Origin of the sequence: Streptomyces yaizuensis, from assembly GCF_034961445.1 — a bacterium.
Taxonomy (GTDB): domain Bacteria; phylum Actinomycetota; class Actinomycetes; order Streptomycetales; family Streptomycetaceae; genus Streptomyces; species Streptomyces yaizuensis.
Genome location: NZ_BSBI01000011.1, coordinates 288,721 through 303,167 on the forward strand (window position 1 = coordinate 288,721; position 14,447 = coordinate 303,167).

At 71.1% G+C, this 14,447-nt stretch carries 14 protein-coding genes; 6 read left to right on the plus strand and 8 right to left on the minus strand.

The window, feature by feature from the left end; translation table 11 throughout:
• Positions 1–22: 22 nt before the first annotated feature.
• Positions 23–1,423 carry an FAD-binding oxidoreductase gene (locus SYYSPA8_RS25650; RefSeq protein WP_323449662.1) on the minus strand — a complete coding sequence of 467 codons (1,401 nt, stop codon included), beginning with the start codon at positions 1,421–1,423 and terminating at the stop codon, positions 23–25.
• Positions 1,424–1,613: 190 nt separating this feature from the next.
• On the opposite strand from SYYSPA8_RS25650, the gene SYYSPA8_RS25655 reads away from it, so the two are divergent.
• From SYYSPA8_RS25655 to SYYSPA8_RS25665, 3 genes are all read left to right on the plus strand, one after another.
• Positions 1,614–2,402, plus strand: coding sequence for a phosphatase PAP2 family protein (locus SYYSPA8_RS25655; RefSeq protein ID WP_323449663.1), 789 nt, complete (start codon positions 1,614–1,616; stop codon positions 2,400–2,402).
• Positions 2,399–3,376: a decaprenyl-phosphate phosphoribosyltransferase gene (locus SYYSPA8_RS25660; RefSeq protein ID WP_323449664.1), complete on the plus strand. Its 978-nt coding sequence runs from the start codon at positions 2,399–2,401 to the stop codon at positions 3,374–3,376. The genes SYYSPA8_RS25655 and SYYSPA8_RS25660 overlap by 4 nt, the downstream gene beginning before the upstream one ends.
• 124 nt (positions 3,377–3,500) lie before the next feature.
• Positions 3,501–4,505: a YihY/virulence factor BrkB family protein gene (locus tag SYYSPA8_RS25665; RefSeq protein ID WP_323449665.1), complete on the plus strand. Its 1,005-nt coding sequence runs from the start codon at positions 3,501–3,503 to the stop codon at positions 4,503–4,505.
• Here the strand turns inward: SYYSPA8_RS25665 and SYYSPA8_RS25670 are convergent.
• Positions 4,474–5,736, minus strand: a complete 1,263-nt coding sequence (locus SYYSPA8_RS25670; protein WP_323449666.1) for a D-alanyl-D-alanine carboxypeptidase family protein — start codon at positions 5,734–5,736, stop codon at positions 4,474–4,476. The genes SYYSPA8_RS25665 and SYYSPA8_RS25670 overlap by 32 nt on opposite strands.
• Before the next feature lie 121 nt (positions 5,737–5,857).
• Here SYYSPA8_RS25670 and SYYSPA8_RS25675 point away from each other — a divergent pair, with 121 nt between their 5' ends.
• From SYYSPA8_RS25675 to SYYSPA8_RS25685, 3 genes are all read left to right on the plus strand, one after another.
• Positions 5,858–6,100, plus strand: coding sequence for an SCO4848 family membrane protein (locus SYYSPA8_RS25675; protein WP_323449667.1), 243 nt, complete (start codon positions 5,858–5,860; stop codon positions 6,098–6,100).
• A gap of 11 nt (positions 6,101–6,111) precedes the next feature.
• Positions 6,112–7,653 carry a metallophosphoesterase gene (locus tag SYYSPA8_RS25680; RefSeq protein ID WP_323449668.1) on the plus strand — a complete coding sequence of 514 codons (1,542 nt, stop codon included), beginning with the start codon at positions 6,112–6,114 and terminating at the stop codon, positions 7,651–7,653.
• A 132-nt stretch (positions 7,654–7,785) separates the two neighbouring features.
• Positions 7,786–9,339, plus strand: coding sequence for an ABC transporter substrate-binding protein (locus tag SYYSPA8_RS25685; protein ID WP_323449669.1), 1,554 nt, complete (start codon positions 7,786–7,788; stop codon positions 9,337–9,339).
• Here the strand turns inward: SYYSPA8_RS25685 and SYYSPA8_RS25690 are convergent.
• The 6 genes from SYYSPA8_RS25690 to sdhA form a co-directional block, all read right to left on the minus strand.
• Complete coding sequence (locus tag SYYSPA8_RS25690; RefSeq protein WP_323449670.1) at positions 9,336–10,121, minus strand: TetR/AcrR family transcriptional regulator; 786 nt, start codon at positions 10,119–10,121, stop codon at positions 9,336–9,338. The two genes, SYYSPA8_RS25685 and SYYSPA8_RS25690, sit on opposite strands and share 4 nt — an antisense overlap.
• An 11-nt stretch (positions 10,122–10,132) precedes the next feature.
• A complete protein-coding gene (locus SYYSPA8_RS25695; RefSeq protein ID WP_323449671.1) occupies positions 10,133–10,576 on the minus strand; it encodes a thiol-disulfide oxidoreductase DCC family protein in 444 nt (147 codons plus the stop codon).
• Positions 10,573–11,007 carry a hypothetical protein gene (locus tag SYYSPA8_RS25700; protein ID WP_323449672.1) on the minus strand — a complete coding sequence of 145 codons (435 nt, stop codon included), beginning with the start codon at positions 11,005–11,007 and terminating at the stop codon, positions 10,573–10,575. The genes SYYSPA8_RS25695 and SYYSPA8_RS25700 overlap by 4 nt, the downstream gene beginning before the upstream one ends.
• A gap of 169 nt (positions 11,008–11,176) precedes the next feature.
• Complete coding sequence (locus SYYSPA8_RS25705) at positions 11,177–11,716, minus strand: hypothetical protein (RefSeq protein ID WP_323449673.1); 540 nt, start codon at positions 11,714–11,716, stop codon at positions 11,177–11,179.
• A 198-nt stretch (positions 11,717–11,914) separates the two neighbouring features.
• Positions 11,915–12,682, minus strand: a complete 768-nt coding sequence (locus SYYSPA8_RS25710; RefSeq protein WP_323449674.1) for a succinate dehydrogenase iron-sulfur subunit — start codon at positions 12,680–12,682, stop codon at positions 11,915–11,917.
• On the minus strand, positions 12,682–14,436 hold the full coding sequence (sdhA, locus tag SYYSPA8_RS25715) for a succinate dehydrogenase flavoprotein subunit (protein ID WP_323449675.1): 1,755 nt from the start codon (positions 14,434–14,436) through the stop codon (positions 12,682–12,684). The genes SYYSPA8_RS25710 and sdhA overlap by 1 nt, the downstream gene beginning before the upstream one ends.
• Positions 14,437–14,447: the final 11 nt, after the last annotated feature.

Here is a 14,447-nt window from a genome sequence, read left to right on the forward strand (position 1 = left end):
CGAGGCCAGAAGGGCCGGGGGCTCAGAGGGCGAGGCGGCGGGAGAGGTCGGAGGCGAAGATTCCGTGGGGGTCCAGACCGGCGCGCAGGGCACGGAAGTCACCGAGCCGGGGATACATGGCCGTGACCATTTCCGGCCGCAGCCGGGAGTCCTTGGCCAGATAGACCCGTCCGCCCGCCGCCGCGACCTCCTCGTCCAGCTCGTCCAGAAACGGCCCCAGATCGCTCAGTCCGGCGGGCAGGTCCAGCGCCAGCGTCCAGCCGGGCAGCGGGAACGACAGCCACCCCGGGTCGCCCTCGCCGAAGCGTTTGAGCACGGCGAGGAAGGAGGGGCAGCGGCGTTCGGCGATCCGCCCCACGATCCGCCGCAGGGTCTCCTCCTGGCCGTGGGCGACGACGAACTGGTACTGGACGAAGCCGTCCCGCCCGTAGATCCGGTTCCAGTGCGGTACGGCGTCCAGCGGATGGAAGAACGACGTCAGGGACTGGAGCCGGCCGGTGCGCGAGCGGGGCGCCCCCCGGTACCAGGCCTCGTTGAACAGCCCCACCGTGGTCCGGGTCAGCAGCCCCCGGGGTACGTAGGGGGGTGGCGCGGGCAGCCGGCCGGGGCGGAACGCCAGCGGCGCCCGCCGGGCCCGCGCGTCCAGGGCGTCCAGGGGTGCGTGGTCCCCCCGGCTGAGAACCGAGCGGCCGAGCGCCCGCCCCCGGGCGAGCAGGTCGATCCAGGCGACCGAATAGCGGTAGCGGTGGTCCGTGGCGGCGAGCCGGTTCATCAGGTCGTCGAGATCGGCGGCGCGTTCGGTGTCGACGGACATCAGCGAGGTCTCGACGCGGTGCAGCCGGAGCACCGCCGACAGGATCACGCCGGTGAGCCCCATGCCGCCGGTGGTCGCGTCGAAGAGTTCGGTGCCGGGGTGGAGGGTACGGATCTCGCCATCGGCGGTGACCAGTTCGAGCCGTTGCACATGGCGTGAGAACGAGCCGCTGACGTGGTGGTTCTTTCCGTGGATGTCGGAGGCGACCGCTCCGCCGACGGTGATGTGGCGGGTGCCGGGTGTCACCGGTACGAACCAGCCGAGCGGCAGCAGCACTTCCATCAGGTGGTGCAGGCTGACCCCGGCGTCGCAGTGGACGGTTCCCGCCTCCGCGTCGATGGAGCGGACGCGGCGCAGCGCGGTCATGTCGAGCACCGTGCCGCCGGCGTTCTGCGCGGCGTCGCCGTAGGCCCGGCCGAGCCCGCGGGCGATGCCGCCGCGTACGCCCCATGTGCGCACCGCGTCGGCGGCCTCCTCGGGGGAACGGGGCCGGAGCACACAGGCCGTGGTGGGTGCGGTGCGGCCCCAGCCGGAGACGGTGACGAACGGGTCGCCGGGGTCCGCTTCGGGCGGCGGCACGGGGCCGGGATGGATGTCGGCAGCAGACATAGCTGCGACCGTATCGCCGCTTATGCCCACATTTTTGTAGTGCTCAACGGACTCGCCGAAATGGGTGATTAAAGGAGTGTCATCAAAGAATGGCGTGAATTGTCGGCGGTGGGCCCAGAAGAGTCGGGCCGGGCTCAAGCGAGAGACACGGCGGAAGGCTCCGTGGACGGACCGGCGGAAGGGGCGGCGGATGGGATACGAGGATTGGGCGGCGGTCGACCGGGATCTCCTGGCGCTGACCGTACGCGGCGGGGCGGACCTGCCGGGGATCGCGGCGGCGGCGCGGGGGCTCTCCCTCGCCGGTGAGCACGCGGCGCTCTGGCTCGCGGCAGGGCTCGCGGGCGCGGCGGCGGACCGCGCCCGGCGCACCGCGTGGCTCCGGGCGACGGCCGTCGTCGCCGGGGCGCACATGACCAGCGCGGGGGTGAAACACGTGGTCCGGCGGGACCGCCCGACAGCGTCGGACCGGACGGCCGCACGAGGCCCCGCTGCTGAACGAGGGGCGGACCCCGGCCCCGTACGACGGAGGGACCCCGGTTCCGTACGCGGAACAGCGCCCGCGAACCGGGCCGGCCCCGGCGGCCGGCGGCGCCCCCTGCTCCGTACCACTGGTCGCCGTACCGCTGGCTTCCGAGCCACTGGCCTCCGTATCGCTGGTCTCCGCGCCGCCAGCCTCTGGACCAGCGGCACCAAAAGCACCAACAGCGCCATCGGCCTCCGTGCCACCAGCCGGTACTCCTTCCCCAGCTCGCACGCCGCCTCCGCGGCAGCGGCCGCCACCGTCTTCGCCGCGCTGCTGCCCACGCCCTGCGCCCCCGCCGTGACCGGGCTCGCCGCCGCGATGTGCCTCTCCCGGCTGGTCCTCGGCGTCCACTACCCCACCGACATCGCGGCGGGCGCGGCGCTGGGCGTCCTCGCCGCGCACGCGGGAACCCGGTGGGCGCACACCCCCCGGCAGCACGGGAGCGACCGGTCATGACCGAGCGCGGCGCCGTACTCCTCGACCGGCCCGAGCGCCCCGGGCGGCCGGGCCACCCCCTACCGCAGGGGGCGGGCCGACTGCCCGCCGGTCTGCTCCGTACCGCACGACCCCGGCAGTGGGTCAAGAACGTCCTGGTCGCCGCCGCCCCCGCGGCGGCCGGGGAACTGGACTCGCGCCACAACCTCGCCCAGCTGCTGGTGGTCTTCACCCTCTTCACCGCCGCCGCCAGCGCGGTCTACCTCGTCAACGACGCCCGCGACGCCGCCGCCGACCGCGCCCACCCGGTGAAGTGCCGACGGCCGGTCGCCGCCGGGGAGGTGCCCGCCGCCGTCGCGTACGCCGTGGGCGCGCTGCTCGCCGTCCTCGCCGTCACCGGAGCGGCGGCACTCTGCAACACCATGACGGGGGCGCTGCTCACCGCGTACCTCTCGATGCAACTCGCCTATTGCGTCTGGCTGAAACATGTCCTCGTCGTCGACATGGCCGTCGTCACCACCGGCTTTCTGCTGCGGGCGATGATCGGCGGGGTCGCGCTCGGGATCCCGCTCTCCCGCTGGTTCCTCATCACCACCGGTTTCGGCGCGCTGTTCATGGTGGCGGCGAAGCGGTACTCCGAGGCCGTGCAACTGGCGGACGGCGGAGGCGCGACCCGGGCCCTGCTCACCGAGTACACCACCGGCTATCTGCGCTTCGTCTGGCAGCTCGCCGCCGGGGTCGCCGTGCTCGGCTACTGCCTCTGGGCGCTGGAGACGGGTGGCTGCCCGGCGTCGGCGCCGTGCGCCGGCGGGTCGCTGCTGCCCTGGCGACAGCTGTCCGTGATCGCCTTCATCCTCGCGGTGCTGCGGTACGCCGTCTTCGCGGACCGGGGCACGGCGGGCGAGCCCGAGGACGTGGTGCTGCGGGACCGGCCGCTCGCGGTGATCGGACTGGTGTGGGCGGCGATGTACGCCTGCGCGGTCGCGGGCCTGTGACGACGCCCCGGGAACGGCCCGGCGGTCGGTCCGGCGAACGGCCCCGCGAACGGCCCGGCTCCCGGTCCGGCGGCCGGTCCGGGAACGGTTGTGATCGGCGATCTTCCCGGGGTAGGCGTACGGCATGGACTGGCTGACCAAGGTGCCCGGCGGGGCGTGGCTGATGCGTACCCACGCCTGGCGCAGTTACGAGACCCTGGAGCGGGCGCACTGGGCGCGGCTGGCGGCGGCCATCACCTTCCTCAGCTTTCTGGCGCTCTTCCCGCTGCTCACCGTGGCCGCCGCCGTCACCGCCGGGCTGCTCGGGACCGACCGGGTGGCCCGGCTCGAACAGCGGATCGGGGAGCAGGTGCCCGGCATCTCCGACCGGCTCGACATCGGTTCGCTGGTCGCCAACGCGGGTACGGTCGGGCTGGTCGCGGGCGCCCTGCTGCTGGTCACCGGCGTCGGCTGGGTCGGTTCGATGCGGGACTGCCTGCGGGCCGTCTGGGGCCTGGACGACGAGGACCAGGGGAACTTCCTGCTCCGGAAGGTCAAGGACGCCGGGGTGCTGCTCGGCCTGGGGGCGACCGCCCTGGCCTCGCTGGTCGCCTCCGCGCTGGGTACGTCGGCCGTCGGCTGGGGCGCGGACCGGCTGGGCATCGACCGGGGCGGTGCCGGGGGTGCGCTGCTGGCGGTCGCGGCGCTCGCCGTCGCCGCTGTCGCCGGTTTCCTGATGCTGCTCTATCTGCTGACCCTGCTGCCCGGGGTACGGCCGCCGCGCCGGCGGCTGATCGTCGCGGGGGTGCTCGGCGCGGTGGGGTTTGAACTGCTGAAGCTGCTGCTCAGCGGCTATATGCAGGAGGTGGCGTCGAAGAGCCTGTACGGGGCCTTCGGGGTGCCGGTCGCGCTGCTGCTGTGGATCAATTTCACGGCGAAGCTGCTGCTGTACTGCGCGGCCTGGACGGCGACACCGTCCGCCGAAGCCGAAGCCGAAGCCGAAGCCGAAGCCGAAGCCGAAGCCGAAGCCGAAGCCGAAGCCGAAGCCGAAGCCGACACGGGCACCGAGGCCGACACCGACGCGCCGACAGGTGACACCGGCGCGGGCCGTCCTCCGCTCAGCTCCGGCGGGTCGGCCAGCGCCGGTTGACCACGAAGATCCCGCCCGCCAGCACCACCAGGACACCGCCCATGACCGCGAGGGCGATCCCCATCCCCCCGGACGAGCCCTCGGCCCGCGCCGACGTCGCCGCCGCGGCCGCCGCCGGCTTCCCCCCGGGCGCCAGGCTCGCGCCCTGGGAGGGCCCCGCGCCGCCCGTGTCCCCGAGCGCGGCGGACTTCGGCGGCACCAGTTCGCCCACCGGGGTGACCCGGCCCGCCGCCGAGAACCCCCAGTCGAGCAGCCGTTCGGTCTCCTTGTAGACGGCGTTGTTCTCCTCGGACTCCGGGTTCATGACGGTGACCAGCAGCACCTTCCCGTTCCGCTCCGCGACCCCGGTGAAGGTGGCGCCCGCGTGCGTGGTGTTGCCGTTCTTGACCCCGGCCATGCCCTTGTACGGGGCGAGCCCGAAGTCGCCGGTCAGCAGCCGGTTGGTGTTCACGATCTCGCCCTCGCCGGGGAAGTCCGCACGGACCGTGGAGGAGTACTCGCGGAAGTCCTTCTTCTGGAGGCCGCTGCGGGCGATCAGGGTGAGGTCGTACGCGGAGGAGACCTGCCCGGCGGCGTCGTAGCCGTCGGGAGAGACCACCTGGGTGTCCAGGGCCTGCAACTCCTCCGCGTGCGCCTGCATGTCCCGGACGGTCCGGTCCATGCCGCCGTTGAGGGCGGACAGCACATGGACGGCGTCGTTCCCGGAGCGCAGGAAGACACCGAGCCACAGATCGTGGATGGAGTAGGACTGGTCCGCCTCCACACCGACGATGCTGCTGCCCGGACCCACGTCCTCCAGTTCGGCGGCGGAGACCTTGTGGGTGGTGGCCTTCGGCAGCTTGGGCAGCAGGGTGTCCGCGAAGAGCATCTTCAGCGTGGACGCCGGGGGCAGCCGCCAGTGCGCGTTGTGCGCGGCCAGCACCTCGCCGTTCTCGGCGTCGGCGACGATCCAGGAGCGGGCGGTCAGGTCCTTGGGGAGGACGGGGGCGCCCCGGCCCAGGCTGACCTGGGTGCCCGCCATGCCCAGCCGGGCGCCGCCGACCGTGGACATGGCGGCCGGGGGGTTGGGCTGCTTCCGGGCCGCACTGGTGCCCTGCTTCGCCTTGGGCTTGTCGTCGTGCGTGTCCGAGGCGGCGGGGGCGGCGGCCAGGACGGGGAGCAGCGCGGCGGCGGCGACCACCAGCGCGGTCTTCCTTCCGCTCGCCTTCACGGAGTTCTTCACGACAGACACGCAGGTGAAAGTACAGGCAAAGACAGAAAATATGTTTATCGGGTTCATGACTCGCCGGGGGGACCGCTGAGTCAGCCCACCCGGACGGACGCGCCTCCGCCCCACCCGTGATACTGGTCCCATGAAGCTCAGCCGCCCCGTCTCCATGTTCCTTCTCGCCTTCGGGGTGTGGAGCTGGGCCATTTGGATCACTTTCATCAAGAACCTGTGGGCGGACGGCAGCGGACTGGCGTTCGACGAGGCAGGTGACCCGACGGGTTACTTCTGGGTTCACCTGCTGCTCGCGGTCACATCCCTGATTCTGGGGACGGTCGTGGGAGTCATCGGGTTGCGTGGGGTTCGCGCTCTGCGGCGTGAAGAATAGGGGAGCTGTCTGTGATTGCCGTCGTCTTACTGGTGATGATCGCGGTGATCGCCCTGTTGGTGGGGGCGCACTGGTATGTGTGGCGGAGAATCGTCCGTGACACGACGCGCGGCCCGGGAGCGGCCCGCCGGATCGGGACGGTGGCGATCTGCGTACTGCCCCTGCTGTCGGTGGGCGCGGTGCTCGCCAGCCGGGCCGGGGCGCCGCCCTGGCTGGAACGGCTGCTCGCCTGGCCCGGTTACTACTGGCTGGCCATCCTGCTCTACCTGGTGCTGGCACTGCTCGTGGGTGAGGCCGTACGCGCGGTCTGGCTCCGTCTGGGCGACCGGCGGGCCGGGGACGGCACCGCGGAAACCAGCCCGCCGCCGGATGCGCGGGACGCGGCAGCCCAGGCGGACACGGCGCCCGTACCCCAGGCACCGTCATTCGGAAACGGATCCGGAACAGGAACCGGAGCCCCTGCGGGCACGAGAATCAGTGCGAGTACAGGCACCGACACCGCCACCGACACCGAAACCGCCACCGTGCCGCAGACCGACGGCACCCCTGTGGTGGCGGGCGCCGACGCGGCCACCGCGGACGCCTCGGCGGCCCACGAGATCAAGCCGGCTGCCGGCACGCCCGCCGTCGACACGCCCGCCGTCGACACACCGGCCGCCGAAGCACCTGCCCCGGCTCCGGCCCCCGCCCCCGAGTCCGAGCCCGCCCCGGCGGCGCTCCGTGCCGTCTCCCGCCGCCTCTTCGTCTCCCGTGTCGTCGGGGCGGGCGCTGTCGCCGCCACGCTCGGCACGGTCGCCCACGGCACCCACACCGTCCTGCGCGGCCCCCGGATCAAACGCGTCACCGTCCCGCTCGCCAAGCTCCCCCGCTCCGCCCACGGCCTGCGGATCGCCGTCGTCAGCGACATCCACATCGGCCCCATCCTGGGCCGGAGCCACACCCAGCGGATCGTCGACGTCATCAACTCCGCCCAGCCCGACCTGATCGCCGTCGTCGGCGACATGGTCGACGGCACCGTCGCCCACCTGGGCTCCGCCGCCGAACCCCTCGCCCAGCTGCGCGCCCGCCACGGCTCCTTCTTCGTCACCGGCAATCACGAGTACTACTCCCACGCGGGGGAGTGGATCGACCACGTCCGCGAGCTGGGCCTCAAGCCGCTGGAGAACGAACGCGTCGAGATCGCGGGCGGTTTCGACCTCGCCGGCGTCAACGACATCCAGGGCGAATCGATCGGCCACGGGCCCGACTTCGGCAAGGCCCTCGGCGACCGGGACCGCTCCCGGGCCTCCGTCCTCCTCGCCCACCAGCCGGTAGTGATCCACGACGCCGTCGAGCACGGCGTCGACCTCCAGCTCTCCGGCCACACCCACGGCGGCCAGCTCTGGCCCGGCAACTTCGTCGCGGAACTGTCCAATCCCACCGTGGCCGGACTGGAGCGGTACGGCGACACCCAGCTCTACGTCACCCAGGGCGCGGGCGCCTGGGGCCCGCCCGTGCGCGTGGGAACGGAGTCGGAAGTCACGATCGTCCAACTCGCATCCCGCCAAGCTTAGTTGGCCGGATAGTGGATTGTGAATGGCCCGTTTCGGCTCTGGGCACGGCCCGAGTCGTAATGGTTTCATCCCCTACTCCCGCCGGGGTGGCGTGAAGAGCCGCCGGGGGTGGCTCGAAGGGGACTTCCAATCATGCTGTGGACGCGCTCGCGCGTAGGGATCACCGCCGTTGCCGTGCTGGTCACGGCGATCGGCGGCTGGTTGGCACTGCCGTCGGGAGAGAAGCGGACAAAGCCGATCACCGTGGGCACCAGCGATGTGGTGACCTCCCTCGACCCGGCGGGCGCGTACGACGCCGGGTCCTGGGCGCTCTACAGCAATGTCTTCCAGTCGCTGCTGACCTTCCGGCCGGGCGGGCTGACCCCCGTCCCGGACGCGGCCCGGAGCTGCGGCTTCACCGGCGGCGGGCTGACCACGTATGTCTGCGAACTCCGCGACGACCTGACCTTCGCGGGCGGCGGGTCCGTCACCGCCGCCGACGTGGAGTACTCCTTCGAGCGCATGCTGAGGATCAAATCGCGGCTCGGCCCCGCGCCGCTCTTCAGCACCCTGGAGAGCGTTTCCGCCAAAGGCCAGAAAGTGACTTTCCGGCTCCGTACGGGCGACGCCACCTTCCCGCAGAAACTGGCCACCGGCGCCGGATCCATCGTCGACCGCACCCGCTACCCGGCGGACAAGCTGCGCACGGGCACCTCGGTCACCGGCTCGGGCCCGTACCTCCTCACGACCTACAAGACGGGGGTACGGGCGCGGCTCGAACCGAACCCCGAGTACCGGGGTGCCATCGGCTCCACGGGCGGACCGGTCGAGGTCCGCTACTTCACGACCTCGGAGGAGCTGGCGAAGGGCCGGCGCGCCGGCGGCCTCGACGTCGTCCACCGCCAGCTCCCGGCCGCCGTCCTCGCGAAGCTCGACCCCAGCGACGCCGAACTGCGGATGACGGAGACCCGCAGCCCGGAGACCCGCAGCCTCGTCTTCAACCTGGGCTCCGGCTCACCCATGGCGGAACGGGCGGTACGCCGGGCGATCGCGACCACCGTGGACCGGGGCGCGCTCGCCGACCGGGTCTACCGCTCGACCGTCCAGCCGCTGTACTCCCTGATCCCGCAGGGGATACTCGCCCACAGCAACCCCTTCTTCGACGCCCACCCCGAGGCGGACACCGACCGCGCCCGCGAAATCCTCCAGGACGCCGGGGTGAGCACTCCGGTCCGCTTCACCCTCGCCCACTGGGCCGACACCGGGCCGACGCAGGAGGCCGCCGAGCTGAAGCGGCAGCTGGAGGCCACCGGCCTGTTCCGGATCCGGCTCACGTCGGCGGAGTGGACGGAGTACCAGCGCAACTTCACCCAAGGCGCGTACGACGCCTTCCTCGTCGGCTGGTTCCCCGACTTCCCCGACCCGGACAGCTTCACCCAGCCCCTGGTCGGGCGGAACTCCACGCTCCACACGGGCTACCGGAGCGACACCGTCGACCGGCTGATCGCCGCGACCCAGCGGTACGAGCAGCGCTCCCGCGCCACGCTCGACTTCAAGAAGCTCCAGCGGAAGATCGCGGAGGATGTGCCGCTGCTGCCGCTCTGGCAGCGGACCGAGTACGTCCTGAGCACCCGGGACGTGGGCGGCTCGCAGTATCTGACCGACGGTACGGGCATCTGGCGCCTGTGGTCGCTCACCTGGCTCTAGCGACCTGAGCCCGCCGACTCCCGCCCCCCGTTCCCTCGCTCCTCCCCCTCACCCTCGCCGCTCCGCCTGTCCTTCCGCCGGGCGGCGGTCTGCGCCATGCCGGGCAGCAGATCGGCGAACAGGTCGTGCAGGTCGTGGACGAGCGGACGGAGCACCCGGAACCGGGACAGGACGATGCCGCGCGCGGTGAGCCGGGCCCCCCGTTCGGCCAGCCGGCGGCTGCGCTCCCGGCCCTGTGACCGGTCGAAGACCCAGTAGAGGACCAGCCCCATCTGGGAGAGCCACATCAGGTCCGGGAAGGACTCCTCCAGCTCGGCGGGGACCTTGGTGCGCGCCCCGGCCAGCACCTCCCGGTGGACGGCGACGACCTCCTGCCGGGCGGGCTCCGACTCGGGCGAGAAGGGGCTGAGCGGACTCTCCGGGTCGGCCGCGTTCTTGAAGAACTGCGCGGCGAACTCGTGGTACGGCTCAGCGATGTCCAGCCAGGCGAGCAGCACCCCGGCGAACCGCTTCTCCAGCGAGGTCTCGGTGTCCAGCACGGACCGGACCGCCGCCCGGTGCTCGGCGGCGATCCGGTGGTAGAAGCCCTGGACCAGGTGCTCCTTGGAGGAGAAGTAGTAGTACGCGCTCCCCACCGAGACGCCGGCCTCCTGGGCGATGGCCCGCATGGTGGTCTTGTCGTAACCACGTTCCCGGAACAGCCCGAGGGCCGTTTCGAGGATGAGCGTACGGGTCTGCTCGCTCTTGGGGGTGCTCTTGGAGGTGGGCTGCGCGTCCGTCACGGTGTCCGAGCCTAATGGGGGACGTCGCAGCCGTCCGCGCAGGGCGCCGGGCCCCGCTCCAGGCGCCGCGCGCCGGAGCGCTCGCGGTACTTGGCGGCGGCGAGCAGCGTCACCCGCACGAAGGGCTTACCCGCGGGGGTGGCCAGCCACTTCGCCTTGGCGCGGTATTCGGCCAGCGCCCACAGGCACATGATCCAGGCGGCCTCCCCCCGGTAGACCTGGCCCCGGTCGCCGATGACGGTGATCTCCCGCAGGGTGTCGCCGTGGTCGATCTCGGGATACACCCGGTGCGCCTCGTCGGACCCGGCGGGGACCAGCCGCAGGGGTACGAGCTGGGGCTGCCGCTGGAGCCAGTGCCGCACATGGACGCAGAGGGAGCACTGGGCGTCGTAGAGGACCGTCAGCTGCCGTACCGGTGTGCCGCGCACTCCGGTCACTGCCGTCGCGGTGCTCATGCCCCGGCCTGCCCGGCGGCGGGCGGCATCCGGTCGGCGACCCGGGTCCAGCCCTGGGGCGGGACCGGCGGTGTCAGCTCGCGCTCCATCATCCGGCGGCGGCGGATCCGGCTGAGGACATAGACGTTGCACAGGTGCATGGCGCCGAGGGCCAGCAGGACGACGCCGAGCTTCAGCGAGAGCGCGTCGAACAGGTCGATGACGGTCTCCACATAGCCGTCGCCGCGCAGATAGAGGACGACGAAGCCGAGGTTGACGAGGTAGAAGCCGACCACGAGGAGGTGGTTGACGGCGTCGGCGAGCTTCTCGTCGCCTCGCATCACGTCGGAGAGGAAGACCCGGCCGTTCTTGCTGAGGGTGCGGGCCACCCACACCGTCAGCGCGACGCTGATCAGCAGATAGACGACGTACGAGACCACGTTGAGGTCCATGTCCACGCTCCTTGAACGTGTTCAAAAAAGCTGTCAGGAGTGACGGTAGACCTCCTTTTGAACATGTTCAAGTTGCCCCCGGGTGGGGGTTGATGGGGATGAATGTCATGCACCTGACAATAATTACGCCACGGGATCCCGCACCTCCTGGTACGGGACCCGCCGACTCCTACGCGCTCAGCATGCGGGCGTGGTTGATCTGCCCCATGATCTGCTGGAAGACCATGGGGTTGGTCGCGGGAATCATCGTGGTGTGGTGCCTGCCGCCGCTGGAGACGCTCACCTGGACATAGCCCGAGAGGGACTTCTCCTTGATCAGCAGGAAGAAGAGCCCCACCAGGCAGGCGAGGGTGAAGACGACCGCGAGGACGATGGCGTACGTCGGGATCTTCTCCTCCATCCGCGTCAGGTCCATCGCGTTCCACACCGCGCCCTTCAGCGGCATGCTCCCCGACGGGGTATGGATCTGATCACCCACCACGGTGATGTCCCCGATCACCAGCACCGGCCCGGCCCCGGCCACCGGCGCGGGCCCGTAACCCGGCGCGGGCACGGGCACCCCGGCGGGCTGCGTCGGCGGATACGCGAAGGGCTGCGCCTGCGGATACCCGTATCCGGGCCCGCCCTCCGGCGGATAGCCGTAGGGCTGCGCGGGCCCCCACTGGTACTCCGGCTCACCCTCGTTCTTGTACGGATTCGACTCGTTCATCCCCGCGTCCCCGTTCCCTGCGCACCACCGGTCAGCACCGGTCAGCACCGGCCACCACCGGCCTTCACCGAAGATCCTGCCAGGCGCCCGCGCCGGGGTGAACCCTCCCCCCTGGCTCCGGGACGACGGAAGGGCCCCGATCCCACACGGGATCGGGGCCCTCACGGCGATGGCCGGGCCTTCGCCCGGATGCCGGGATCAGAAGCGGCGGGTGATCAGCGCGCGCTTCACTTCCTGGATGGCCTTCGTGACCTCGATACCGCGCGGGCAGGCGTCCGTGCAGTTGAACGTCGTACGGCAGCGCCAGACGCCGTCCTTGTCGTTCAGGATCTCCAGCCGCTGCTCGCCGGCCTCGTCGCGCGAGTCGAAGATGAAGCGGTGGGCGTTGACGATGGCCGCCGGGCCGAAGTACTGGCCGTCGTTCCAGAAGACCGGGCAGGACGTCGTGCACGCCGCGCACAGGATGCACTTCGTGGTGTCGTCGAAGCGCTCGCGGTCCTCCGCGGACTGGCGGCGCTCGCGCGTGGGCTCATTGCCCTTGGTGACCAGGAAGGGCATCACGTCGCGGTACGCCTGGAAGAACGGCTCCATGTCCACGATCAGGTCCTTGAGGACCGTCAGGCCCTTGATGGCCTCGATCGTGATGGGCTTCTCCGGGTTGAGGTCCTTGATCAGCGTCTTGCAGGCGAGCCTGTTCTTGCCGTTGATCCGCATCGCGTCGGAGCCGCAGATGCCGTGGGCGCAGGAGCGGCGGAAGGTGAGGGTGCCGTCCTGGTCCCACTTGATCTTGTGGAGGCCGTCGAGGACCCGCTCCTTGGGGTCGATCTCCAGCTCGAAGTCCTCCCAGACCGCGTGCTCGGAGAGCTCCGGGTTGAAGCGCCGGATCCGGAAGGTGACCGTGATGTAGGGCGAGGGGGCCTCCCCCGCACCAGGGGTCTCGGCCTTGTCCATGACAGGGGTAGCCATCAGTACTTACGCTCCATCGGCTGGTAGCGGGTCTGGACGACCGGCTTGTAGTCGAGACGGACGGTCTCGGTGCCGTCGTCGCCGACCTCGCGGTACGCCATGGTGTGGCGCATGAAGTTGACGTCGTCGCGGTTGGGGTAGTCCTCGCGGTAGTGACCGCCGCGGGACTCCTTGCGGGCGAGCGCGGAGACGGCCATGACCTCGGCCAGCTCCAGCAGGTTGCCCAGCTCGATGGCCTCCAGCAGGTCCGTGTTGAACCGCTTGCCCTTGTCCTGGATGGCCACGTTCCGGTAGCGCTCGCGCAGCTCCGCGATCTTCTCGACCGCCGACTTGATGGTCTGCTCGGTGCGGAAGACCATGACGTTGGCGTCCATGGTCTCCTGGAGTTCGCGGCGGATGTCCGCGACCCTCTCGCCACCGGTGGCGTTGCGCAGGTTCTCCACCATCTCCACCACGAGGGAGGCGGGGTTCTCCGGCAGGTCGACGTAGTCGGCCGTCGCGGAGTACTCGGCGGCGGCGATGCCGGCGCGGCGCCCGAAGACGTTGATGTCCAGGAGCGAGTTGGTGCCGAGGCGGTTGGCGCCGTGCACGGAGACGCACGCGACCTCGCCGGCGGCGTACAGGCCCGGGACGACGGTGGTGTTGTCGGCCAGCACCTCGCCCTCGACGTTGGTCGGGATGCCGCCCATGGCGTAGTGCGCGGTCGGCTGGATCGGGATCGGGTCCGTGTAGGGCTCGATGCCGAGGTAGGTCCGCGCGAACTCGGTGATGTCCGGGAGCTTGGCGTCCAGCTGCTCCGGCGGCAGGTGGGTCAGGTCCAGGAAGACGTGGTCGCCCTCGGGGCCGCAGCCGCGGCCCTCGCGGATCTCCGTGTAGATGGAGCGGGAGACGACGTCGCGCGAGGCGAGGTCCTTCATGACGGGCGCGTACTTCTCCATGAAGCGCTCGCCGTCCTTGTTGCGGAGGATGCCGCCCTCACCGCGGGCGCCCTCCGTCAGCAGGATGCCCATGCGCCAGATGCCCGTCGGGTGGAACTGGAAGAACTCCATGTCCTCCAGCGGCAGCCCGCGCCGGTAGCAGGCCGCCTGGCCGTCGCCGGTGAGGGTGTGCGCGTTCGAGGTCACCTTGAAGAACTTGCCGGTGCCGCCGGACGCGTAGATCACGGCCTTCGCCTGGAAGACGTGGATCTCGCCGGTGGCCAGCTCGTACGCGACCACACCGGCCGACCGGCGGACGCCGTCCACCTCGGTGATCAGCTGGTCCAGGACGTAGAACTCGTTGAAGAACTCCACGCCCTCCTTGACGCAGTTCTGGTACAGCGTCTGGAGGATCATATGACCGGTGCGGTCGGCGGCGTAGCAGGAGCGGCGGACCGGGGCCTCGCCGTGGTTGCGGGAGTGCCCGCCGAAGCGGCGCTGGTCGATGGTGCCGTCCGGGGTCCGGTTGAACGGCAGGCCCATCTTCTCCAGGTCGAGGACGGCGTCGATGGCCTCCTTCGCCAGGATCTCGGCGGCGTCCTGGTCGACCAGGTAGTCACCGCCCTTGACCGTGTCGAAGGTGTGCCACTCCCAGTTGTCCTCCTCCACGTTGGCGAGCGCGGCGGCCATGCCGCCCTGCGCGGCGCCCGTGTGGGAGCGGGTGGGGTACAGCTTGGTCAGCACGGCGGTACGGCTGCGCTTGGTGGCCTCGATGGCGGCGCGCATGCCCGCGCCACCGGCGCCGACGATGACGGTGTCGTACTTGTGGATCTGCATTGGTTCGTCAG

What these genes read in the sequence shown, in the direction of transcription:
- SYYSPA8_RS25650 (WP_323449662.1), bottom strand. Translation starts at nt 1,423, where the DNA reads ATGTCTGCTGCCGACATCCATCCCGGCCCCGTGCCGCCGCCCGAAGCG.
- SYYSPA8_RS25655 (WP_323449663.1), top strand. Translation starts at nt 1,614, where the DNA reads ATGGGATACGAGGATTGGGCGGCGGTCGACCGGGATCTCCTGGCGCTG.
- SYYSPA8_RS25660 (WP_323449664.1), top strand. Translation starts at nt 2,399, where the DNA reads ATGACCGAGCGCGGCGCCGTACTCCTCGACCGGCCCGAGCGCCCCGGG.
- SYYSPA8_RS25665 (WP_323449665.1), top strand. Translation starts at nt 3,501, where the DNA reads ATGGACTGGCTGACCAAGGTGCCCGGCGGGGCGTGGCTGATGCGTACC.
- SYYSPA8_RS25675 (WP_323449667.1), top strand. Translation starts at nt 5,858, where the DNA reads ATGAAGCTCAGCCGCCCCGTCTCCATGTTCCTTCTCGCCTTCGGGGTG.
- SYYSPA8_RS25685 (WP_323449669.1), top strand. Translation starts at nt 7,786, where the DNA reads ATGCTGTGGACGCGCTCGCGCGTAGGGATCACCGCCGTTGCCGTGCTG.
- SYYSPA8_RS25695 (WP_323449671.1), bottom strand. Translation starts at nt 10,576, where the DNA reads ATGAGCACCGCGACGGCAGTGACCGGAGTGCGCGGCACACCGGTACGG.
- SYYSPA8_RS25700 (WP_323449672.1), bottom strand. Translation starts at nt 11,007, where the DNA reads ATGGACCTCAACGTGGTCTCGTACGTCGTCTATCTGCTGATCAGCGTC.
- SYYSPA8_RS25705 (WP_323449673.1), bottom strand. Translation starts at nt 11,716, where the DNA reads ATGAACGAGTCGAATCCGTACAAGAACGAGGGTGAGCCGGAGTACCAG.
- SYYSPA8_RS25710 (WP_323449674.1), bottom strand. Translation starts at nt 12,682, where the DNA reads ATGGCTACCCCTGTCATGGACAAGGCCGAGACCCCTGGTGCGGGGGAG.
- sdhA (WP_323449675.1), bottom strand. Translation starts at nt 14,436, where the DNA reads ATGCAGATCCACAAGTACGACACCGTCATCGTCGGCGCCGGTGGCGCG.